Source organism: Candidatus Proelusimicrobium volucris (assembly GCF_959605025.1).
In the GTDB taxonomy this organism is placed as follows: Bacteria; Elusimicrobiota; Elusimicrobia; order Elusimicrobiales; family Elusimicrobiaceae; genus Proelusimicrobium; species Proelusimicrobium volucris.
In genome coordinates this window covers 223,388-244,488 of the sequence record NZ_CAUHCY010000002.1, presented here as the reverse complement: position 1 = coordinate 244,488, position 21,101 = coordinate 223,388, and the positions used below count along the sequence as shown (strand labels likewise).

21 protein-coding genes and 1 tRNA gene are annotated in these 21,101 nt (G+C 45.5%); 11 read left to right on the top strand and 11 right to left on the bottom strand.

The genetic code is table 11. The features are described 5' to 3' along the window. Positions 1-112: 112 nt before the first annotated feature. The 3 genes from ACQY3M_RS03210 to ACQY3M_RS03200 form a co-directional block, all read right to left on the bottom strand. Complete coding sequence (locus ACQY3M_RS03210) at positions 113-1,135, bottom strand: adenylosuccinate synthetase (RefSeq protein ID WP_428066027.1); 1,023 nt, start codon at positions 1,133-1,135, stop codon at positions 113-115. Beyond that, positions 1,132-2,508: an adenylosuccinate lyase gene (purB, locus tag ACQY3M_RS03205; protein ID WP_428066026.1), complete on the bottom strand. Its 1,377-nt coding sequence runs from the start codon at positions 2,506-2,508 to the stop codon at positions 1,132-1,134. Before purB ends, ACQY3M_RS03210 begins: the two co-directional genes overlap by 4 nt. A gap of 512 nt (positions 2,509-3,020) precedes the next feature. After that, complete coding sequence (locus tag ACQY3M_RS03200; RefSeq protein ID WP_428066025.1) at positions 3,021-4,571, bottom strand: phosphoglucomutase; 1,551 nt, start codon at positions 4,569-4,571, stop codon at positions 3,021-3,023. 37 nt (positions 4,572-4,608) lie between these two features. Between ACQY3M_RS03200 and murB the strand changes: the two genes are divergently transcribed. The 3 genes from murB (at position 4,609) to ACQY3M_RS03185 (ending at position 6,399) form a co-directional block, all read left to right on the top strand. Then, positions 4,609-5,505 carry a UDP-N-acetylmuramate dehydrogenase gene (gene murB, locus ACQY3M_RS03195; RefSeq protein ID WP_428066024.1) on the top strand — a complete coding sequence of 299 codons (897 nt, stop codon included), beginning with the start codon at positions 4,609-4,611 and terminating at the stop codon, positions 5,503-5,505. 79 nt (positions 5,506-5,584) lie between these two features. After that, positions 5,585-5,662: transfer RNA gene (locus ACQY3M_RS03190), tRNA-Asp, on the top strand. A 131-nt stretch (positions 5,663-5,793) separates the two neighbouring features. Continuing rightward, positions 5,794-6,399 carry a hypothetical protein gene (locus ACQY3M_RS03185; protein WP_428066023.1) on the top strand — a complete coding sequence of 202 codons (606 nt, stop codon included), beginning with the start codon at positions 5,794-5,796 and terminating at the stop codon, positions 6,397-6,399. An 83-nt stretch (positions 6,400-6,482) separates the two neighbouring features. Here the strand turns inward: ACQY3M_RS03185 and ACQY3M_RS03180 are convergent, their stop codons facing one another. After that, on the bottom strand, positions 6,483-6,968 hold the full coding sequence (locus ACQY3M_RS03180; protein WP_428066022.1) for a GNAT family N-acetyltransferase: 486 nt from the start codon (positions 6,966-6,968) through the stop codon (positions 6,483-6,485). 124 nt (positions 6,969-7,092) lie between these two features. On the opposite strand from ACQY3M_RS03180, the gene dmeF reads away from it, so the two are divergent. Further along, positions 7,093-7,950, top strand: coding sequence for a CDF family Co(II)/Ni(II) efflux transporter DmeF (gene dmeF, locus ACQY3M_RS03175; RefSeq protein WP_428066021.1), 858 nt, complete (start codon positions 7,093-7,095; stop codon positions 7,948-7,950). Here dmeF and ACQY3M_RS03170 read toward each other — a convergent pair. From ACQY3M_RS03170 to proB, 6 genes are all read right to left on the bottom strand, one after another. Next, positions 7,943-8,233 carry a metal-sensing transcriptional repressor gene (locus ACQY3M_RS03170; protein ID WP_428066020.1) on the bottom strand — a complete coding sequence of 97 codons (291 nt, stop codon included), beginning with the start codon at positions 8,231-8,233 and terminating at the stop codon, positions 7,943-7,945. The genes dmeF and ACQY3M_RS03170 overlap by 8 nt on opposite strands. A 52-nt stretch (positions 8,234-8,285) precedes the next feature. Further along, a complete protein-coding gene (gene guaA / locus ACQY3M_RS03165) occupies positions 8,286-9,815 on the bottom strand; it encodes a glutamine-hydrolyzing GMP synthase (protein ID WP_428066019.1) in 1,530 nt (509 codons plus the stop codon). Then, complete coding sequence (guaB, locus tag ACQY3M_RS03160; protein ID WP_428066018.1) at positions 9,815-11,275, bottom strand: IMP dehydrogenase; 1,461 nt, start codon at positions 11,273-11,275, stop codon at positions 9,815-9,817. The genes guaA and guaB overlap by 1 nt, the downstream gene beginning before the upstream one ends. 105 nt (positions 11,276-11,380) lie before the next feature. Beyond that, complete coding sequence (locus ACQY3M_RS03155) at positions 11,381-12,196, bottom strand: pyrroline-5-carboxylate reductase family protein (protein WP_428066017.1); 816 nt, start codon at positions 12,194-12,196, stop codon at positions 11,381-11,383. Continuing rightward, positions 12,193-13,440, bottom strand: coding sequence for a glutamate-5-semialdehyde dehydrogenase (locus ACQY3M_RS03150; protein WP_428066016.1), 1,248 nt, complete (start codon positions 13,438-13,440; stop codon positions 12,193-12,195). Before ACQY3M_RS03150 ends, ACQY3M_RS03155 begins: the two co-directional genes overlap by 4 nt. Then, positions 13,440-14,246 (bottom strand): glutamate 5-kinase, encoded by an 807-nt coding sequence (gene proB, locus ACQY3M_RS03145; protein WP_428066015.1) that lies wholly within the window; start codon positions 14,244-14,246, stop codon positions 13,440-13,442. Before proB ends, ACQY3M_RS03150 begins: the two co-directional genes overlap by 1 nt. A gap of 113 nt (positions 14,247-14,359) precedes the next feature. Between proB and ACQY3M_RS03140 the strand changes: the two genes are divergently transcribed. The 7 genes from ACQY3M_RS03140 (at position 14,360) to ACQY3M_RS03110 (ending at position 19,752) form a co-directional block, all read left to right on the top strand. Then, positions 14,360-15,688, top strand: coding sequence for a POTRA domain-containing protein (locus tag ACQY3M_RS03140; protein WP_428066014.1), 1,329 nt, complete (start codon positions 14,360-14,362; stop codon positions 15,686-15,688). Positions 15,689-16,136: 448 nt separating this feature from the next. Further along, complete coding sequence (locus tag ACQY3M_RS03135; protein WP_428066013.1) at positions 16,137-16,526, top strand: Fur family transcriptional regulator; 390 nt, start codon at positions 16,137-16,139, stop codon at positions 16,524-16,526. Between the two features lies 1 nt (position 16,527). Then, the gene (gene rbr / locus ACQY3M_RS03130; protein WP_428066012.1) at positions 16,528-17,058 is read left to right on the top strand and encodes a rubrerythrin; all 531 of its coding nucleotides are present in this window, start codon (positions 16,528-16,530) and stop codon (positions 17,056-17,058) included. A gap of 71 nt (positions 17,059-17,129) precedes the next feature. Further along, positions 17,130-17,819: an HAD family hydrolase gene (locus ACQY3M_RS03125; RefSeq protein WP_428066011.1), complete on the top strand. Its 690-nt coding sequence runs from the start codon at positions 17,130-17,132 to the stop codon at positions 17,817-17,819. Position 17,820: 1 nt separating this feature from the next. Continuing rightward, positions 17,821-18,378, top strand: coding sequence for a chromate transporter (locus ACQY3M_RS03120; protein ID WP_428066010.1), 558 nt, complete (start codon positions 17,821-17,823; stop codon positions 18,376-18,378). Beyond that, positions 18,375-18,938, top strand: a complete 564-nt coding sequence (locus tag ACQY3M_RS03115) for a chromate transporter (protein ID WP_428066009.1) — start codon at positions 18,375-18,377, stop codon at positions 18,936-18,938. Before ACQY3M_RS03120 ends, ACQY3M_RS03115 begins: the two co-directional genes overlap by 4 nt. A gap of 61 nt (positions 18,939-18,999) precedes the next feature. Then, positions 19,000-19,752 carry a transporter gene (locus ACQY3M_RS03110; RefSeq protein ID WP_428066008.1) on the top strand — a complete coding sequence of 251 codons (753 nt, stop codon included), beginning with the start codon at positions 19,000-19,002 and terminating at the stop codon, positions 19,750-19,752. Between the two features lie 63 nt (positions 19,753-19,815). On the opposite strand, the gene ACQY3M_RS03105 is transcribed toward ACQY3M_RS03110, so the two are convergent. Further along, positions 19,816-21,051, bottom strand: coding sequence for an OmpP1/FadL family transporter (locus ACQY3M_RS03105; protein ID WP_428066007.1), 1,236 nt, complete (start codon positions 21,049-21,051; stop codon positions 19,816-19,818). Positions 21,052-21,101 lie beyond the last annotated feature (50 nt).

The following is a 21,101-nucleotide window of genomic DNA, read 5'->3' as shown; positions in this document are numbered from 1 at the left end:
CCGCTAAGAAATTATCCCGTATAAACGCCAAACATAAACCGAACAACAAAAATCTCACCGCCAAACAAAAAGCCGCCTATTGGCAATAGGCGGCTTGTACGGTTTGGAAAATCTATAAGATTACCATATCTTCCAATTCCGGCCCGTTGGAGATCAGCTTAAGTTCCGGATACGGATAGGTGCTCTTGAGTATCCCCTGCAAATGCTCCAAGAATTTCTTGGCCTCGCCGCTGAACTGTTCGTAGCTGCTTACGGTACCGGCGTCATTGCCGGCAAAAAGGTCTATATGCGTAATAGCTATTTTGGTGGCGGTATTAAGCATAATGGCCTTTCTGGCGGTTTCATCTTCAAAGCGGCCTATCCTTCTTAGCCTTTTGCTGACGCTGCCGATTTCGCAGCCTTTGCCGTGGTAAAGTTCAAGTTCCTTTTCGTCAAAAATCTCACTTGCCAAAGGCCCCGGGCCAACCCTGCTTACATAAGGCTTAAAAATGACCCAGCAATCCCTTACGGCCTTGGGGCCGAGCCCGGCCTCGCCCAAAAAGGTCGACGCCGTTGTGTCGCGCGAAGTAACAAACGGATATTCCCCGTGCAAAAGCGAAAGTTTAACGCCTTGAGTTCCCTCAACCAACATATCTTCCCCCTTAGCCAAGGACTTGTTTAAAAGTTCCGGCACGTCCCGTATAAACTCTTTTAGAAGGGGTTCGTCTTTGGCGAATTTAAGTTCGCGCCTTTCTATACGTTCCTTCACCGCCTGGCCCAAGCCCGTGCCTACGCTGCCTACCGCGGACATAAAATGGCTGTCGCCTTTCTCCGCCGAAGTATGCCTATCTTCAATAAGCACCGCCATAGGGTCGATTATAAGACGGTCTTTTGTCCCGGTAAGTTCAACTTCCTTTAAAAGCCAATCGGTTTTGGTATAGGCGCCCGCGCCCAAAACCAGTTTGGTCTTAGGGTTAAGAAATCCGGACGGAATATTTTTTAAAGTATACTTCTTGCCTTGATGCAAAACCGTATGGCCCGCATTCGGCCCGCCTATGCGGACGCAATAAGAGTAATTACCCTTATAAGAAAGATACGCCGATATTTTGCCCTTTCCTTCATCGCCGGCCTGTCCGCCGGATACTATATCTATCATAAATAAACCTTCCTCGCCATTTTGGCCGCCAGGCCAATATATTTTTCCGCTTTAAGGCAGAGCAGTTTCTTCCTTTGAAGCGGGGTCAAATCTAATTTTCCCACAAAAGCATCAATATCTTCAGCGGTTATTTTCTTGCCGCGGGTAAGCCCTTTAAGGCTTTCATAAGCGTCTTGCCGGCCGTAAGTCCTGAGCAGAGTCTGCAACGCTTCCGCGATAACTTCCGGATGGGAGCGCACTTGCTCCAAGGCGTATTGAGTATCCGGCTTTATCTTTGACAAACCCCTGTCCAAAGACTTATAAGCTGTCAAACAATATCCGAAGGCGCAAACAATATTCCTTAATACCGTGGAATCGGATAAATCCCTCTGCAGCCTCGATACCGTCAGCTTCCCGCTGAAAAACCCAAATAAAGCGTTAGCCAGACCAAAGTTGCCCTCCGCCTGCTCAAAATCTATCGGATTTACTTTCTGCGGCATTGTTGAGGAGCCAACCTCTCCCTCTATGCTTTTTTGCTTTATCAGACCGTCGGATATATAACGCCAAATGTCCTGCGAAAAATCCAAAAGTATCATATTTATGCGGCGCAGATTGTCAAAAAGTTCCGCATAGGAATCATGCGGATCTATCTGGGTAGACACTTCCCACAAAAATATCTTGCTTTTGCACCCTTTGTTAAATGTTTCTATAAATTTTTTTGAAAATTTGGGCCAATCGATATCGCCAAATGCCGCGGCGTGCGCGTTATAACAACCTACCGCACCACCGAATTTACAGGAAATTTGCTGTTTTTTAAGCTGTTTTATCTGCCTTGAAAGCCGATATTCAAAAACTTTAAACTCTTTGCCGAAAGTGGTCGGCACTGCCGCCTGCCCGTGCGTACGCGCCAAAAGAACGTCGTCCGCGTAACTCTTTGCGTATTTGCCTAAGACAGATAATATCCCGTCCAAGGCGGGGATTAAAAGATCTTGCAAAGCGTCTCTCATCATTACGGCGTAACAGAGACTGTTTACATCTTCGGAAGTTAAGGCGAAATGCAGCCATTGGATATATTTGCCCAAGCCTTTTTCTTCAAAAGACAGACGCAGATAATATTCCACGGCTTTGACATCGTGCCTTGTTGCTTTTATGCCTTTAAAACCTTTGGTTTCTATAAGTATTACCGTTTCAACGGCCCCTTTTGGAGCCTCGGCAAGCAAAAGAATTTTCTTTCTGTCCGCGGCAGATATTTTTATTATTCCGTTTTCCGCCAAAGCGAGCAAATACAAACATTCCGCCTTGATTCTCATAGCAATCAGGCGTTCCTCACCGGCTAAAGCGGCCAGCTCTTTAAGAGCTTCGCCATATCTTCCGTCTAAAGGACTTAAAGCCATACACTCCTATTATATTTAATTATTTCAAAGTTGTACCAGATCTTATTTCCCAGCCGAGTTTAGACCTTGGCCTTCGTTCCTTTTTTCCCTATCGGCCGCTATCATGCTTATTAAAGGTATATGCGGAATATTTATGATAAAGTTTTCCATCTTAGGTACCAAAATACGGAAAGCTCCGTCTTATAAAAGTTTTTGGCGGAAAGCCTTCTCGCTTTTTCTCTCCGGCACAATATTCAACAGCCAAGCTGGCGGTTAAAACTCATTAATGCTTATCCCTCTTGGAAGGCCCTTACAAATACGATTTGACATGCTCAATATACTCAATTTATTTTCTTCCAAGCATATCCTTAGAAGAGTATTAGTTCGCTGCCGGCAATCCGGTAAAATTTATCTCTTTGAAGATAGCCTCCGCTATAAACATTGTGAAGAGATAAAAACTATTATATACCCTTCTATGGCAATAAAAAGCCCGGCCGAGCCGGGCTTTTATTTTACATATTTAAACCGCCCATCTAAAGGCCAAAAACCTTTCGTCCTTCTTCTAGTATCTTATGCAGATGCTCTTCGCCTTTGAAAGTTTCGGCATAGAATTTTACTATCGCTTCGGTGCCGGAAGGCCTGACAAGAAACCAACTGTCTTCCAAATACACTTTAACGCCGTCGGTATCCCGCACGTTTAAAACCTTTTCGCCGGCGACTTCTTTGAGGCCCGCCAAACTTTCTTTGTTAAACCCTTTAAGTTTCGCTTTGACTTCCTCCGTAACGGGCATATCAACACGCGTATAAACGGGGCTGCCGTAAAGCTCAGTAAGCTGTTTATACAAGCCCGCTATGTCTTGCCCGGTATTGCTCATAATTTCAAGAAGCAAGAACACTGCCAGCATACCGTCCTTTTCCGTCACCCAATCGGCCGCGGACATACCTGCGCTTTCCTCGCCGGCCATTAAAAGTTCCCCGCTCAAAAGGCCTTGCACGAAGTATTTGAAACCGACGTTTACCTCATCAACGCGCAAACCTTTCGCTGCGGCTATTTTATCTATTAGGTGAGTAGTGCCGATGGTACGTCCGACGGCTGTCGTTTTAGACGTCTTTTTATTGTCCGCCAGATAATTAAGCATAACGCAAAGCGCGTGATTGGGGGAAAGCAAACCTCCCTTTGAAGTCGCCGCGCCAAAGCGGTCCGCATCGGGGTCGCACGCTCCCGCAAAATCGTACTTGCCGCTTAAGGCCAAATCTATCAGCGGGGACATCGGATATTTGGAGGAAGGATCCATTCTCGTCTTTCCGTCGTGGTCAAGCGGAATAAAGTTAAAAGAAGGATTTTGCAATTCGCTTACTATTTCCACATTGTCCAATTTGTAATATTCTTTTATCGCTTTGAAAAACGGAAGGCTCGTCCCGCCCATCGGGTGCAGAGCGGCTTTAAGCGCGGCGGTTTTTATCACTTTAAAATCTATCTTGTCCCCCAACGCTTTGACATAATTGCCGATTATATCGGGCACGTCTATAAGGCCGCGTTTTTTGGCTTCGTCAAGCGAGATAAATTTTATCTCGCTTTCATTTTGCATAAAATAATTGGCGTATTTTTCTATTTTAGAGGTTATGGAAGAATCCGCCGGCCCGCCCGTAGAAGGATTATATTTAAGCCCCATATCCTGCGGCGGATTATGGCTGGCCGTACCGTTAAGGCACGCCACAACGCGTTTTGATAAAATCTCAAAAGAAAATACCGGCGTCGGCACAGGTATAGACGGCAAAGAGACCTCTATCCCGTTGCCTGCCAAAACACAGGCGCACAGTTCGGCGGTAACTTTTGACATCAGCCGCGTATCCCCTCCTACAAGAACCTTGCCCTTTATGTTTTCTTCCAAATGCATTTTGGCAACGGCCTGAGCTATCGCTTTGGCGTGCAAAGCGCAAAAGCCAGAACCAAGCGCCCCCCTATGCCCTGAAGTGCCGAATTTTACCTTCGCGGGCTGCGAAGAAGGATTATAAAATTCCGTTTCCAACATTTTCAAATCTATACTTTGCGTAGGCAGTTTGCCTGCGTTTTTATCTGTCATAAATTATCCTCCATAGTCTTTTTATATAATATATTAAATGGATTGGAAAGAGAATTTAGACGAAAAAATAAAAAATATTTTGATTTTCGACGCTCCCATGCGCGATTATACCACCTATAAAACGGGCGGCTCGGCGCAGGTTTTGGCTTTGCCAGAAAACGAAGATCAAATTTTGTATCTGAAAACTTTTTCCCAGCAATACGGCCTTGCCTTCCGCATAATCGGGTTCGGCTCCAATATATTAGTAAGCGATTTGGGCTTAAACGGTATTACCTGCTGCCTCAAGAACTATGCCGGCCTAGCCTTAAACGGCAAGGACCTTAGCGCAAAGGCGGGCACCGCGCTTGATGAAGCCGTGCGTTTCTCGACCGAAAAGGGCCTTGGCGGGATAGAATGCCTAAGCGGCATACCCGGCAGCTGCGGCGGAGCGGTTTTTATGAACGCGGGTGCCTTCGGGCAGGAAACTTTCGACTGCCTTAAATCCTTTAAAGCAATCACCCCAAACGGCGAAATAAAAGAAATTTCTAAAAGTGAAGTGCAATACGGCTACCGCAAAGTAAAAGGGATAGAAGGTTGTATCATACTAAGCGTTACTTGGGAACTGACAGAGAAAAACTCCGAAGAATTAAAACAAAGCAGATTATCCATACTTGAAAGGCGCGCGCAAAAACAACCTTTGGAATACCCATCCGCGGGCAGCGTGTTCAAAAGACCGCAAAACGACTATGCAAGCCGCCTGATAGATTCCTGCGGCCTTAGAGGCCTAACCGTAGGCGGCGCGCAAGTATCCCAAAAGCATGCGGGCTTTATAATAAACTACGACAAAGCCAGCGCGTCCGATATTTACAATCTTATAAGGAAAGTGCAAGAAGAAGTCTACACCCAAACGGGAGTCAGACTTGAGCCGGAACAAATACTCTGGGGTAAGTTTTAGAAAGATAAAAAAGTCATTATGCAATTCCTTCTTGACTCGCGAAGCGTAAAGATATAGAATATATATAACTGAAGTACTTGGAGTCATGGTGTAGCCTGGTTAACACGCTGCCCTGTCAAGGCAGAGACCGCGGGTTCGAATCCCGTTGACTCCGCCATTTAAACCCCGCTTAAGGCGGGGTTTTATTTTTGTCTGCAAAAGCCTCCTTGCCGCTATTGCCTTAGCAATTCGGTTTTGATAATATAAAAATTGATATATCATAAAATCCCTTTAGGGTAAGGACAATATATGAAAACAATGTTAAAAACCATGCTGCTCCTTTCTTTTGTTTTTCTGATTCAAGCCTGCGCAGACAAAGCCGCCGATAAAAGCAAAACTTACGCTCTTAAAGGCGGATTAAACATCACACTTTCGCAGCAGGATTTCGGGACATTAAGGGAAATAAAAGTAAACCCGAAAGAGAATCTGCAATTTTATCAAAAAGAAGATCCTTCCATAACCGAAGTACAAACCTATATGTATGACAACTTTGAAAATTATCCGCCTATAAGTTTGTCTTACGCTTATACCAAGATGAACACCAATTTCTTTGAAAATCGCCCTCCCTTTGGTTTTCAGGAAGTCTTTTATGACGCAATAGAAGATATTACCATAAGCGGAAAAACCTGCAGGAAGAGCGTCTTTACGGAAGACGAGAAAAAAGTCGTAATGCTATCCTGCCACGACAATCAACAATCCTGGGAAATTATAATCCAAACCTTCTTTGCCAATCAGGCTTTGACGGATGATCTTACCCAAGAGGAAAAAGACGCCATATTAACAGCAGAAACAGAAATCAACAATAATCTGGCCGCGAAAATAGACGCCGCGCTTAAAACCATAGAAATAAAATAACTGTTTTTATAAGACGAATCTTCCAAAAACCCCCGCCAAAAGCGGGGGTTTTATTTAAATATAAAGAATGTCTAAGCGCGAAATTATATTTTCTTTTGGAAGGCGAGGCGGGGGCTGCCGTCGTCGGTGTAGATAATTCCGCAATATTTAAAGCCGAATTTGTTTATCAACCCCAGCATTGGGGCGTTGTTTTTATGCGTGTCTATGCGGATATTGCGGCATTGTTTAAAACACCAGCCCAAACAAAAAGAGGCCGCTCCGCTCCTTCTTTTCCCCGCCGCCATACGATGGATAACGCGGTAGGGTTCATCGTTAAGCCAAGTGCCGTTTTCTATCTTAGCGTAAGTCGGATCTGGCGAAGGGCAAAAGCTAAATACCGCTAAAATATCATTCCCTTCCTGGCAGAGGTAAGAATAGCCGCGCGAAATATCATCAAGCAATTTTTCGCGTTTGGGATAGCCCTCGCCCCATTGTCCGCCGTTGCCGCTTTGCCTCATAAAAGCGCGGGCGCAGGCGTAGATAAGTTCTATCGACGGCAAATCTTTTTCTTCGGTTTTTCTTATAAACACGCTAAATTTTAGCAAATAAAACTCTTTGACAAAAGAAGATATATAAACTATACTAATACTATACCCCAGGGGGGTGTATGACTATAAGGAATATCACCGATCTTTATCCGGTAAGGAAGAAAGTATGACAAAGAACGAAAGAAAAACTTTAACAGTAATAATACTGACTTTAATAACCATGGCCGCGGAAATAACTTTCGGCTATTTCACCAATTCCATGGCGCTTTTGGCCGACGGCTGGCATATGGGGACGCATGCTTTCGCGCTGTCAATAACCTTCTTTGCCTATATGATGATACGCAAATACCAATATTCAGAAAAGCTGGCCTTTGGCAGCGGCAAATTCAGCCCCTTGGCCGGCTTTGCCAGCGCGATACTTTTGGCCTTATCCGGCGTTTGGATTTTATACGAATCGGCCGAAAGGTTCTTTAATCCGCTGGAAATAAACTTTAACGAGGCTATCTTGGTGGCGGCAATCGGCCTTTTGGTAAACGCTTTATGCGCTTTTATAATGGGCGGCCACGCCCACAGCCACAGGCACGCGCATCAACACGAGTCACAAAGCGGACACAAACACGAAGATTTTAACTTTAAATCGGCGTACTTGCATATTTTGGCCGACGCTTTAACTTCGCTTTTGGCAATAGCCGCTTTAATACTTGGCAAATACGCCGGGTTAAATTTCCTGGATTCTCTGGTGGGCTTCCTGGGCGGCGCGCTGATTTGCTCTTGGGCGTTAGGGCTCATCAAAGCTACGGGCAAAATATTGGCCGACTATGAAGATCCCGCCCTTAAAGAAGAGCTCATCACAACCCTTAAAGAAGCGGGCGCATCCGTGGAATATCTTCATATTTGGAATACGGGCCAAGGCAAATACGCCGCCGTGATTAAATGTTCCGCCAAGCAAAGCGCGGAAGAAATAAAAACGCTAATTTCCGCTCAAGCCGAGTTCTATTTAATAAACGTGGAAAAAACTATTTAAGCATTTTGTTTAAAAGGGATACGACTTCTTCCAGTTTCGCTCTTTTAACTTTTTCGCTGTCATGTTCTATGGAGTCTTTTACACAGCGGGAAAGATGATTGGAAAGTATCTCTACATTCACTTTTTTCAGTATAGACTGCGTCGCCAAGAGCTGCGAACTTATATCAACGCAAGCCCTGTCGCTTTCTATCATATTTATTATTCCATCTATTTGGCCGCGCGCCGTTTTAAGCAGGCGGATAGTTTTTTGAGTATTGTTCTTGCAATCGGTATGCAAAGCCATAAGCCCTCCGTTAGTTTATTATAGCATACGCATACCCCGTGCGGGTATTTGGCTATTCCCATTCTATCGTGGCGGGCGGCTTGGAAGTTACGTCGTATATAACCCGATTGACGCCTTCCACCTCGCCGACTATTCTGGAAGATATTTTATCAAGAACATCATAGGGGATTTTGGCCCAGTCGCAAGTCATCGCGTCGACCGATGTTACAGCCCTTATGCCGACGGTGTGGAAGTAAGTCCTCTCGTCGCCCATAACGCCGACGCTTTTGATATTGGGCAGAAAGGTAAAGTATTGCCAAATTTTGTCTTCAAGCCCGTTTTTGGATATTTCCTCTCGCAAAATGGCGTCGGAGTCGCGTATTATCTTAAGTTTATCTTCCCGAACCTCGCCAAGGCACCTTACCGCCAAGCCGGGCCCGGGGAAAGGCTGGCGCCACACCAAACTTTTGGGCAGGCCAATTTCCAAACCGAGCGCGCGTACTTCATCCTTAAACAGAAGGCGCAAAGGCTCCAAAAGGCCGAACTTCATATTCTTGGGCAAGCCGCCGACATTGTGGTGGCTCTTTATAACGCTGGCCTGGCCCGCGCCCGATTCTATGACGTCGGGATAAATCGTTCCCTGCAAAAGATAGTCTATCTGCCCGAGTTTTAAAGATTCCCGCTCAAAGACGGAAATAAACTCCCTGCCGATTATTTTCCTTTTTTCTTCGGGATCCCTTACGCCTTTTAATGCGTTTAAAAATCTTTCGCCCGCGTTTACCCTAATCATATTGATGTGGTAATCGCGCTTGAACATTTTTTCTATTTCGTCGCCTTCGTTCTTCCTCATCAGGCCGTGGTCAACGAATACGCATATCAAATTATCGCCTATTGCTTTATTGGCCAACACCGCCGCCACCGAAGAATCCACCCCGCCGGAAAGCGCGCAAAGCACTCGCTTGCCAGATGCCTTTTGTCTTAATTCTTTAATAAGCGCGGCGGCTATATTATCCATAGTCCAATCGCCTTTACAGCCGCAAATATCAAAGAGGAAATTCCTCAGCAAGGCCCTGCCGAAAGGGGTATGTTCCACTTCGGGGTGGAACTGTACGCCGTATATTTTGCGCTTCTCATCGGCCATAGCCGCTACGGGGCATTTGTCGGTAAAGGCCAAAGTTCTAAAACCCGGCGGAAGCTGCCTAACGTAATCACGGTGGCTCATCCAGCAAATATCTTCGCTTTTTATTCCTTTAAACAATAAACCGCCGTCTATGTTTATCTTTACTTTACCGTATTCCTTAAAATCCGGGCTGACAACTTCCCCGCCCAATAAATGCGCTGTAAGCTGATGTCCGTAACATATCCCCAAGACGGGTATCCCCAAAGAGAAGACTTCCTTTTCCACTTTCGGAGCGCCTTCCTCGTACACGCTGGCAGGCCCGCCGGTAAATATTATGCCTTTGGGCTTGGAGGCATTAGCTTTGGCAAGCAATTTTTGGAAGGGCACAACCTCGCAATATACGTGTTCTTCCCTTACCCTCCTTGCTATCAACTGATTGTACTGCCCGCCGAAATCGGCTATTAAGACAAGTTCTCTTTCCATTACAAACCCTTGCTGTAATTGCTTTCTTCTTTAGTGATAAAAATATCGTGGGGGTGGCTTTCCACCAAACCGGCATTGGATATTCTTACGAATTTGCCGTTTTCCCTAAGCTCTTGCACCGTCTTAACTCCGCAATAGCCCATCGCCGCCTTAAGCCCGCCGACCAGCTGATACACCACATCGGCCAAAGCGCCCCTGTGCGGGACTCTGCCTTCCACGCCTTCGGGCACGAGCTTTTTGGCGTTTTCCTGGAAGTATCTGTCGCTGCTGCCCGCCTTCATCGCGGCCGAAGAGCCCATTCCGCGGTAAGCCTTAAAGGCTCGGCCGTTATAAATTATATTTTCGCCGGGGCTTTCATTGGTGCCCGCGAAAAGAGAGCCCAACATACAAGTGCTCGCGCCCGCCGCTATCGCCTTGGCTATATCGCCCGAATATTTAATGCCGCCGTCGGCTATTATCGGAATATCATATTCTTTGGCGGCAGTATAACAATCGTAAATCGCCGTTATCTGAGGCATACCTATCCCCGCTACTACCCTGGTTGTGCATATCGCGCCGGGGCCTATGCCTACCTTTAAGGCATCGGCGCCGGCTTCTATCAAAGCCTTTGCCGCTTGCGCCGTGGCGATATTGCCCGCTATAAGCTGACACTGCGGGAAATTCTGCTTTATCTTCGCAACCGCGTCCAATACGCCCTGGCTGTGTCCGTGCGCCGTATCCACCACCAACACGTCCGCGCCAGCCGCCAAAAGCGTTTGCGCGCGGTTGAGCATATCCTTGGTTATCCCAATCGCCGCGCCAACCAAAAGGCGCCCTTGTTCGTCTTTGGCCGAGTTGGGATAGATAATCGATTTCTCTATATCCTTTATCGTGATTAAGCCTTTTAAAATATTATTGGAGTCAACCAAAGGAAGTTTTTCCACCTTCGCGCGGCGGAGTATCTCTTTGGCCTCCTTTAGGGAAGTGCCTTCGCGCGCGGTAATAAGATTGTCGCTTGTCATTATCTCGGCTATGCGTTTGGAGTTATCCGTCTCAAAGCGCATATCCCTATTGGTGATTATACCGACCAATCTGCCCGCGCCGTCCACTATCGGCACACCCGATATTTTATATTTCGCCGTAAGATCTTTGGCGTCTTGCAAAGTGTTATCGGGCCCCAAGGAAAACGGATTTGTAATTACGCCGTTGTCGCTGCGTTTTACCCTGTCCACTTCCTGGGCCTGCTTCTGCAAAGGCATATTTTTGTGGATTATGCCGATGCCGCCTTCCCTGGCTATGGCTATGGCCAAAGCCGATTCGGTAACGGTATCCATACCAGCGCTGATAAGCGGTATGTTAAGTTTTATCTTTTTGGTAAGGCGGGTGTGGGTTTTTACGTCTTTGGGCAGCACCTGCGAATGCTGCGGTATCAACAGAACGTCGTCAAAGGTAAGTCCTTCTTTAGAGAATTTTTCTTCCATCGGTCTCCTCAAGCCCTTTTATTTCATTATATCATTTATGGTTTATCCACCCCGCCGCCAAGCGCGGTTTAACCATAAAAAAAGCCCCGCCTCGGCGGGGCTTTGCTATTTGGACATTTCTTTAGATCTTGCCATACAGGCCTTCATCGCTTTGGAAAAGAGCTTTGTCAAAGCGTCGCCTTCGTTAAAAGCGTTTACCGCCGCTTCCGTAGTGCCGCCTTTGGTGGCTATTTTCGCAACGGCGTCGCTAAGAGAGCCTTCGCTTCTGGCAAATAATACCGCCGAGCCCAAAAACACGTTTACCGCCGCTTCCGACACGAAATCTTCCGGCAGGCCGTAATCGCGCGCCGCGTTCTGCAAAGCCAAAGCGCAGCTGTATATGTACGCGGGACTGCTGCCGCCGAGCGCGACTATCTTGTGAATATCCTCTTCCTTTTCCAGCCATAAAGCGCGGGAGCAGGAACTCATCAAGCCGAAAATATAATCTTTATGTTCGGACTTCGTTTTCTTTGAGGCGCACAAACCGCTTATCCCCAAGCCTTGCGATACCGCCATATTAGGCATTATTCTTATTACAGGATTATTGGGCAAATAGCTTTCTATGAAGGATATCTTCTTGCCTGCCGCTATACTGATTATTAAAGCCGAGGGAGAAAGCCTTTCGGCAAGCAAAGGTAAAACTTCTTTAAAAGTATCGGGCCGCACGGCAAGGACGACGGCTTTTATTTCCGTCCTGCGGGGCAGCTTTTCAAGACCCGCAAAAACTTTATAGCCTTCTTTCTTTAAACACTTCCTTATAATATCTGAAGGCTCTGCGACGATAATATCCTCTTTGCTTAAACCGCCGTACTTCGTCCAGCCCTCAAGCAATGCTCCGCCCATATGGCCGCAGCCGACAAACAATATCTTGCCCGTATTCATTTTCTTGTTTCTCCGTGTCCTTCCACTTTATATTTGAACGTTACAAGCTGTTCCAAACCGACAGGCCCGCGCGCGTGCAGTTTGCCCGTAGCTATGCCTATTTCCGCGCCCATGCCGAATTCTCCGCCGTCGCAAAACTGAGTGGAAGTATTATGCATTACCACCGCGCTGTTTACGCCGTTTAAAAATTCTTCCGCCGCTTGGGCGTCTTGCGTGATTATGGATTCGGTATGATTGGAACCGTATTTGCCTATATGCTCCACCGCCTCTTTGACGCATGATACCGTCTTGGCCGATATTATCGCGTCCAAGTATTCCGTACCCCAGTCTTCTTCTTTGGCGGCGGGCAAATCGGGCATAAAGGAGCGGATATACTCGTCCGCACGAACCTCACAGCCCCCTTCAATAAGCGCGCCGAGAACTTGTTTTATCTTTGCCTCGCCCAGTTCTTTATCCAAAAGCACCGTTTCCGTAGCGCCGCAAATGGAGGTGCGCCTAAGTTTGGCGTTTACAAGCACTTTGCAGGCCATTTCCATATCCGCGTCTTTATGTATATAGGTATGGCATATCCCGTTTAAATGCTTGAACGAGGGTATGCGGCTTTGGCTGATTTTCTCGATAAGTTTCTTACCGCCGCGCGGGATTAAGACGTCGATATAATCCTCTTGCTTTAATAAAATATCCACCGCTTCGTGATCCTTAGAAGGCACCAAATTTATACACCCTTGAGGCAAAGAGCACTCCTCCAAAGCCTTTTTAAAACAATCGTAAATGGCCAAGCAGGAATTGAAACTGTCGCCCCCGCCCCTAAGTATAACGCTGCTGCCCGCTTTAAAACATAAAGCGGCCGCATCGGCGCAGACGTTCGGGCGCGCCTCAAAAATTACGCACAAAACACCAAGCGGAATTGTTACCCTGCTTATCTCAAGACCGCTGGGCACCCGCCAAGAGGCCAATACCCTGCCGACGGGATCGGGCAGAGAGGCTACTTTCCTTACGCCTTCGGCCATAGCTTTTATCCGCTCTTCGTTAAGGAGAAGCCTGTCTTTAAAAGCATGCGCTTTTTCAGGCGAAAGGTTCTTTATGTCTTCTGCGTTCGCTTTAAGGATTTTGTCCGTATCGGCAATTAAATTATCCGCCGCTTTTAAAAGGACTTCGTTCTTTAGTTCCGAAGATGCCAAAGCCAATGCTTTCGCGGCCTCTTTTGCGCTTAGACATATTTCTTTTATAGTGTTTTCAATCATTATTTTTCACCGTGTAAAAACCAAGTACACTTTTCCCCGTTGAGCAAACGGCGCAGAGGATAAAGTTCCTTGCCCGCCGATATTACCATATCGCAGCCTATGCCCATACACATTTGCGCGGCCATAAGTTTGCTCTTCATTCCGCCCGTACCCAGAGTGCTTTTGCTGTTGGAGGCCATGGCCTCTATATCGGGGGTTATCCTCCTGACTACGGGAATAAATTTGGCCTTGGGATCCAGCTTCGGATCATGCTCGTAAAGGCCGTCGACGTCCGAAAGCAAAAGCAAGACGTCGGCGCCCGTCATCTGCGAAACTATCGCGCTTAATCGGTCATTGTCGCCGAATTTGATTTCCTCGCTGCTGACGGTGTCGTTCTCGTTTATTATCGGGACTACGTCCATTTCCAGCAAAGTTTTTAACGTAGCCACGGCGTTAATAAATGTATGTTCATTATCGGCGTTATCTTGGGTCAAAAGCACCTGCGCGGCCTTTATCTTTTTTATTTCGAGTATCTCTTGATACAAACTCGAAAGTTCTATCTGCCCCACAGCCGCAGCCGCCTGCTTCTGGCTTAAATTGAGCTTCTGCATGCCAAGGCCTAGGCGGATCCTGCCCATCGCAACCGCGCCGGAGGAAACTATTACGGCCTTCTTGCCGCTAAGGACCAAGTCCCTGATATCCTCGGCCAGGGAGTCTACCCAGTCCGTTCTGATATTGCCGGAGGAATCCACTATCAGGCTGGACCCCACTTTAAATACTATCGTTTCGGCTTTTTCCAACACCGTTTGAGATATATTCTTATTCATAATATGTATAAATTATATAAATTATTGACGTTTATACCGCGCTTTCCGCCCGATATTACGCCCTTTTTTGTACAATATAGGCGACGCGTCTGCGCGCGGCTTACGGGGTAATTATGAAATTTACAAATAAAATATTTCTGACGGCGCTATTTTGCGCCTTTATGCAGTTTTGCTCTTACGCAGGGGAAAGCTATACCCTATATGACGGCTATACCATAAACAAAGTCAATGTCTTATCCAAAAGAACTAAGCCTGAACTGCTTAAAAAATATTTTGCTTTGAAAGAAGGCGACGTCTTTAACTCCGCACTCTACGAAAACGCAAAAAACGAACTGCACGATTTAAGAATATCAAAGAAACTTTCCTTTTCCCTTCAGCCGCGCGAAGATAAAACCATCGATATATCCATAAACGCCGAAGACGGTTATTATATATTTCCTTTGGCTTTTGCCACGGGCGGGGAAAAAAGCGCGGCTGGCCTAGCCTTGGCTACCGGCAATCTTTTTAAAAGAGGCGAAACCATTATGATATTCGGCGGAATGGGCAAAGACGGATCTATGCTCAGCTTTATGCTTAAAGACGGAAGAAATACCTTTTTAGGAGCCGCCAAAAATATGAATTTCGAACAGCGTTTTTATCAAGGCAACTGGATTAACAATGACGGCATTTTCAGCACCTCTGACGATAAGGAAGATTTTTCCGATCCGCTCGCCCAAATATATACAAAGGAAGATTCCTTCTATCTGCAATACTCCCGCGAATACGGCCCGCTTAAAGCCTTTATATCCCCGCAATACAGATATATAAGATACGATAAGGATTTTGCTTCCGGCAATTATAGTACCGTCGCCTTCGGCCTAAACTATAAAAAAAATATACGATCCGGCGCCAATATGGGAGCATTGTTCGGATACGGCCTTACCGACAAAGAAGAAAGCCTGAAAGATCTGCCAATCCCGATTTACGGTTTTTCCGCCCAAATCTCTTATGAAAACGGCGGGGACTGGACAGGTGCGAATTTTGACATATCAAAACTTTCCGCTTCTGCGCAAAGCCTGACGGAACTTAGAAACAGGCATTTGCTCGCTTTGCAAATTCGGGGAGAAAGCTCCTTTAATTCCCCCTTCGCCGCACAAGTTCGCGCCCAAGATTTGCTTGGCGGACAGGGCAGATACAGCCGCACCCTTTTCGGACGATACGGCGCGGGCGCTAGCGCCTCTTTCACATACTATCTGCTAAGGAACAATATCGGCCTACTCTCCCTGCAGCCCTTTTATGAACTTGCCTATCTCTATGACGGAGGATACCGCCACCAAAGCGGAACGGGCGCTTCCATATCCTATAAGTTTTGGAGATTTCCCTTCCCCTTCGGGCTTAACTATACGTACAATTTAAGCGACTCTTCAAGCCAAGCATCCTTCGTCTTCGGCGCAAAATTTTAGAACCCGATTGTATCGCTTGCCCCATAATGATAAAATATTTACGCCTCACATTCAGATGCGGGGCGGTTAGTTCAGAGCCTAGGGCCTCGCCCTAGGTTCTTTATTTTCCTTTGAAGTCAAAAATACTAAAACCATAAAAAGCTCGGGACCTTCCCCTACACAAATGTGCTTCGCTACTAGAAATAGCAATAACCGACGACCAAAATACTACCCAAACATTAAAGTTCTTATAAAAAGTATTCCGCTATTATCTCTATAAACCGCAGTTCTTTATATCCCGCTTTAATATCCTCAAATACAAAAACGGCCTAAATAAAGCCGCTTGTAAAATCCGCCCCACAATTTATCGGAACGCAAATCGTACCTTAATTTAACATAGTATTGCAAAATTTTCATTTCTTTGTTATACTATCAGTAATAGTTACTGTTATTATTATTGGAATACTTTATGAGATACTCCAAACAAAGAGAACTTATTTATAATGCCTTGAAAAATAATCCCTGCCACCCCACGGCGGATTATCTCTATTCCATAATAAAGCCTTTATATCCGCCTTTAAGCCTTGGTACGCTTTACAGAAATTTGAACCAAATGGCCAAACAGGGCAGAATAAAAAAAATAAGCGGCCTTAACCAGGCAGATCATTTTGATCATATCGTTCAAGAACACGCACATATAATTTGCGAAGTCTGCGGCAAAGTGGAAGACGTGTTTATAGATGAAAACCTTTCAAAACAAATAAACGAAACGGCAGATAAAACAAATTTTAAAATAAATCACCGTGAAATAGTTTTCAACGGGATATGCAGCAAATGCAGAAATAAACAGGAGAAATAAAATGGAACTTAAAGGATCAAAAACCGAAAAAAATCTCATGACCGCCTTCGCGGGCGAGTCCCAAGCCAGAAACAAATATAACTATTACGCCAAAAAAGCCAAAGAAGAAGGCTATAACTATATAGCTTCAATCTTTAAGGAAACAGCCAAAAACGAAAGGGAGCACGCCAAAATATGGTTCAAACTCTTGCACGACGGCGATATTCCCTCCACCTTGCAGAACCTTAAAGACGCCGCCGCAGGCGAAAACTATGAGTGGACAGATATGTACGCCAACTTCGCAAAAGAAGCTAAAGAAGAAGGCTTCAACGATATTGCCTTCCTCTTTGAGAAAGTAGCCCAAATAGAAAAGGAACACGAAGAGCGCTATTTAAAACTCTTCTCCGAACTTGAAAAAGGCGAAGTATTTGTAAAGACCGGCAAAGTAACTTGGAAATGTATGAACTGCGGGTTTACCTTTACCGGTGAAAAGGCTCCTGAGATGTGCCCCGTATGCAAATACAAAAAAGCCTATTTCGAGGTAAAAAAATAAAAACTCCCCAAATATAGGCGCCGCCAAAAAGCGGCGCCTTTTTTATAATTAAAAATTGGTAGAATTTAATTATGATGCGCAATATAAAAATAGTGGCCTTTGACGCCGACGATACCCTTTGGGCAAATGAGGACTTGTTCCGTCAGGCGGAAGAGCAATTTTGCGTATTGCTCGCGCCATATGCCGATAAATACGCCGCTAAAGAAGAGCTGTATTCCACTGAAATAAAAAACCTTCCCCTTTACGGTTACGGTATCAAGGCTTTTGTCCTATCAATGATAGAAACCTCTTTAAAAATAAGCGGCAACAAAATACCTTCCGCCACCATAGGCGAAATGATAAATATCGGCCGAACAATGTTAAAACAGCCCGTGAAACTGTTGCCCGGCACCTTAACCGCTTTTAAGACTTTGAGCCAAAAGTATAAATTGGTCGTTGCGACAAAAGGCGATTTGCTGGACCAGGAAAGAAAACTGCATAAATCCGGCCTAACAAAATATCTGCACCATATAGAAATAATGAGCGAAAAAAATATCCGCGGCTATAAAACTCTTATGGCGCGCCTGGGCGTAATGCCGCAGGAATTTATTATGGTGGGCAATTCCTTAAAGTCGGATATAATGCCGGTGGTGAAACTCGGCGCAAAAGCCGTCTGGATACCTTATGCGCTAACTTGGCAGCACGAAAATTTAAACACCGGGAAACTATCGCACGGGTTTATCAAGGTAGACAAAATAGAAGACCTTTTAAAAATACTTTAATATGCAAGATAAAAATGTTTCTTTACTTGATCTTTTCTGGACTTTCGCCAAGGTCGGTGCAATGACCTTCGGCGGGGGATACGCAATGTTGCCCGTAATAGAAAAGGAACTGATAGACAAAAAACAATGGATGACCCGCCAAGATTTAATGGATTTCTTTGCAGTATCTCAAGTAACGCCAGGTGTAATAGCCGTAAATACCGCCTCTTTGCTGGGCTATCAAAAGCGCCGTATTTTAGGGGCTTTGTCCGCCACTTTGGGCATAATAACGCCAAGCATTATAATCATAACGATTATAGCTTTGTTCCTTACTAAATATATAAGCTCGGGAATTACGGAAAAGCTCTTCGCTTCCATAAGAATATGCGTCGCCGCTTTGATAGTAAATGCTTTACTGCCATTTTTTAAAAAAGGGATAGTGAGCATATTTACGGGTTTTTTGTTCGCCTTTAGTTTAGCCGTTTACTTCTATTTTAAAATATCGCCCGCTTTACTGGTGGTCTTTTGCGCAATAGCGGCTATAATATACAACTCCATAAAGAGGAAAACCTCAAAATGATATATTTGCTTTTATATATTGAATTTTTCAAAATAGGCCTCTTTGCCGTAGGCGGCGGATTGGCGACATTGCCTTTTTTGTATCAGCTGTCTTTAAAAACGGGTTGGTTCACCACCCATCAGCTGGCCGATATGGTTGCCGTATCGGAAATTACGCCAGGCCCGCTAGGTATAAATATGGCTACTTTCTCCGGCTTTAACGCAGGCGGGATATTAGGCGGAATTGTCGCGACTTTGGGGATAGTTACTCCTTCGGTAATAGTTATAATAATAGTGGCCGGGATATTAAATAAATTTATTAAAAACAAATACGTCGCGGACGCTTTCACGGGTTTAAGGCCCGCCGTATGCGCGCTTATAACCATAGCCGTTTGGGAAATAGTCAAAGTATCCGTATTTGATTTTGAGCTTTACGAGCAAACCTCAAGCATAAAAGATCTTTTCCTGCTTAAAAATATTCTTTTTATGATTATACTGTTCGTTCTAATGCGCAAAATAAGACTGCACCCGATAGTTTATATCGGCCTGAGCGCCGTAGCGGGTATATTCATAAATTTCTAAAGCGGCTATGGCTTTTTAATCACAAATTACTATACTTAGATTATGTCACAAAGGGGGTAAAATGAAAAGAAAACTCTTATCGGCGGCTTTGACTTTGCTTTCTTTATCGTCTAATATATTCGCCGTTGAAATACCGGAATGCGAGGTGCGCGGCGTTAAGCCTACGGATAAAATATCCACCTTTGAATTTAATCCTTCATTAACTGTTTTCGATGACAAAGCCGGCATTTCCGAAACCGCGATGACGCTTAAATATTATTACTCTTTCAATAAAATATTTTCCATAGGTACCGAAGTGCCAGTAAAAAGATTTGAAAGCCCCGATAATTCTAAAAACGGAATAGGCGATATATTGGTTTCGGCCTCGGCGCTAAAAAAAGAAGAGAAACTCTCTTTCGGCACCACGTGGGAATTTTATCTCCCTTCGGCCAAGTATGACGAACTGGGTACGGGCAAATGGCAATTTAGTCCTGCGGTATTTGCGGAATATGAAATTGTGCCGCAAGTATTCTTTGCTTTGGGATACAAACATTATGTAAGCATAGCGGGGCCTTCATCCAGAAACGATATCAACAAAGGCAGAATAAGAACTATGGCCGCCTATATTTCCGACTATAACTGGTGGTTGCTTTTTGACCCTAAATACTATATGGACTATGAAAATAATTCCGATGAATTTATCATAGAAATTGAAACGGGTATCATGCTCTTTGACGAAATATCAATGTATCTTAAACCCGGCTGGCACGCGGGCGGAAGCAATAAAACTATGGACTGGTCCTTAAGTTTCGGCGTGAAACTTTTAAGCATATAAAAACTTAATATAAATCAGGCAATAAAAAAGCCCCGCCTTTTCGGCGGGGCTTTTTGCAATCTTTTATAAGATATATCTCAAGCTCAAACCGGCCATATGGCTGAAAGCCTGTCCATACCTGACCGAGGCGCCGTTTTCAATATTGGTACCGCTCATACCCTCTCCTATAAGGAAAGTGTAGGAAGCATCCAATATAAAGCCTTTGCCCAAGTTAAGCCCGATGCCCGTGCCGAACAAATGCCTGTTGCTGACGGGGACCAAGACGTCCATATAATCGTCGTTGGTCGGGGTCTTGTCAAAGATATAGCTGCCTCTGAGTTTAACGACATTGGATAACGTGTATTCCGCGCCCAAACCCATTCTGTAAGTATCTTTCCACTCTTTCTTCTGCCTGCTGGAACCAGAAGCGCCGGTGCCGGGCATATGTTCAAAAGAGATAGTCAAATCGTCAAAGCTGCTCCAGAAAATATTGGTCCAGTTAAACTCTATCAATAAATCGTCGATAGGCCTGTAAGAAATACCCAAAGCGAGCTGAGCCGGCAGCATAATGTCGCCGTGAGCCGAACCGTCGATAAAAGCCCCTACGCCGGGAATCGTCATCGGGTTGGAGAATTTGCTGGTTCCGTCTAAGCCTTGTTTGACTCTGGTCCTGAAGCTGGCGCCCAAATTTACCTTATCGTTGGCTTTATAAGCCATAGCCAAAATGGCACCCAAGCCCCAGCTGTCGCCTTCGACTTCAAGATCGTTATGACCTAAAGGGCCTAAAGGTATTCTTTTGCCTTCGCTGAACTCAAAATACATAATTTCCGCACCCGCGGCGACGGAAAATCTGTCTGTCGCCTGGAATGCTATCGTGGGCTGCACCGAGTAGGACTGAACGTCAACGTCATAAACATCAGTCGCGCCGGCCCAATTTTTATCAGGATAAGTTCCGCTAAGTCCAAAACGCGGAAACGCGCCCAAGCCGAAGTACCAATCTTCAAAAAGCTGTTGAGTGTAATAAAAGGTGGGCAAAGTCCACCAGACTCTGTCCGGCGATTGGCCTTCGCCGTTATAGTTTACCTTGGCGGAAGCCGTAATTTCGGTAACGCCCAGCTGAAGCTGCGTACCTTTAAGATCGGTTATCAAAGCGGGATTTAAAGCCAATGAGGCAGGCTCCGCTTCTCCGGCCAGCACGGCGCCGCCCATGGCATTGCCTCTGGCACTAAATTCATACAGCCCAAAACCCGCGCCAAGAGTGGTTGTCGTACAAAAACAGGAAAGCGCAACAAACGCGGCAAGTCGAAACATTTTATTCATTATTCCTCCTAAGCGCGCGAAAACGCGCTTAAAATAATAAGGCACCGGCT

Bases quoted from the DNA above. Each gene is read 5' to 3' on its own strand.
- ACQY3M_RS03210 (WP_428066027.1), bottom strand. From the start codon at position 1,135: ATGATAGATATAGTATCCGGCGGACAGGCCGGCGATGAAGGAAAGGGC.
- purB (WP_428066026.1), bottom strand. From the start codon at position 2,508: ATGGCTTTAAGTCCTTTAGACGGAAGATATGGCGAAGCTCTTAAAGAG.
- ACQY3M_RS03200 (WP_428066025.1), bottom strand. From the start codon at position 4,571: ATGACAGATAAAAACGCAGGCAAACTGCCTACGCAAAGTATAGATTTG.
- murB (WP_428066024.1), top strand. From the start codon at position 4,609: ATGGATTGGAAAGAGAATTTAGACGAAAAAATAAAAAATATTTTGATT.
- ACQY3M_RS03185 (WP_428066023.1), top strand. From the start codon at position 5,794: ATGAAAACAATGTTAAAAACCATGCTGCTCCTTTCTTTTGTTTTTCTG.
- dmeF (WP_428066021.1), top strand. From the start codon at position 7,093: ATGACAAAGAACGAAAGAAAAACTTTAACAGTAATAATACTGACTTTA.
- ACQY3M_RS03170 (WP_428066020.1), bottom strand. From the start codon at position 8,233: ATGGCTTTGCATACCGATTGCAAGAACAATACTCAAAAAACTATCCGC.
- guaA (WP_428066019.1), bottom strand. From the start codon at position 9,815: ATGGAAAGAGAACTTGTCTTAATAGCCGATTTCGGCGGGCAGTACAAT.
- guaB (WP_428066018.1), bottom strand. From the start codon at position 11,275: ATGGAAGAAAAATTCTCTAAAGAAGGACTTACCTTTGACGACGTTCTG.
- ACQY3M_RS03155 (WP_428066017.1), bottom strand. From the start codon at position 12,196: ATGAATACGGGCAAGATATTGTTTGTCGGCTGCGGCCATATGGGCGGA.
- ACQY3M_RS03150 (WP_428066016.1), bottom strand. From the start codon at position 13,440: ATGATTGAAAACACTATAAAAGAAATATGTCTAAGCGCAAAAGAGGCC.
- proB (WP_428066015.1), bottom strand. From the start codon at position 14,246: ATGAATAAGAATATATCTCAAACGGTGTTGGAAAAAGCCGAAACGATA.
- ACQY3M_RS03140 (WP_428066014.1), top strand. From the start codon at position 14,360: ATGAAATTTACAAATAAAATATTTCTGACGGCGCTATTTTGCGCCTTT.
- ACQY3M_RS03135 (WP_428066013.1), top strand. From the start codon at position 16,137: ATGAGATACTCCAAACAAAGAGAACTTATTTATAATGCCTTGAAAAAT.
- rbr (WP_428066012.1), top strand. From the start codon at position 16,528: ATGGAACTTAAAGGATCAAAAACCGAAAAAAATCTCATGACCGCCTTC.
- ACQY3M_RS03125 (WP_428066011.1), top strand. From the start codon at position 17,130: ATGATGCGCAATATAAAAATAGTGGCCTTTGACGCCGACGATACCCTT.
- ACQY3M_RS03120 (WP_428066010.1), top strand. From the start codon at position 17,821: ATGCAAGATAAAAATGTTTCTTTACTTGATCTTTTCTGGACTTTCGCC.
- ACQY3M_RS03115 (WP_428066009.1), top strand. From the start codon at position 18,375: ATGATATATTTGCTTTTATATATTGAATTTTTCAAAATAGGCCTCTTT.
- ACQY3M_RS03110 (WP_428066008.1), top strand. From the start codon at position 19,000: ATGAAAAGAAAACTCTTATCGGCGGCTTTGACTTTGCTTTCTTTATCG.
- ACQY3M_RS03105 (WP_428066007.1), bottom strand. From the start codon at position 21,051: ATGAATAAAATGTTTCGACTTGCCGCGTTTGTTGCGCTTTCCTGTTTT.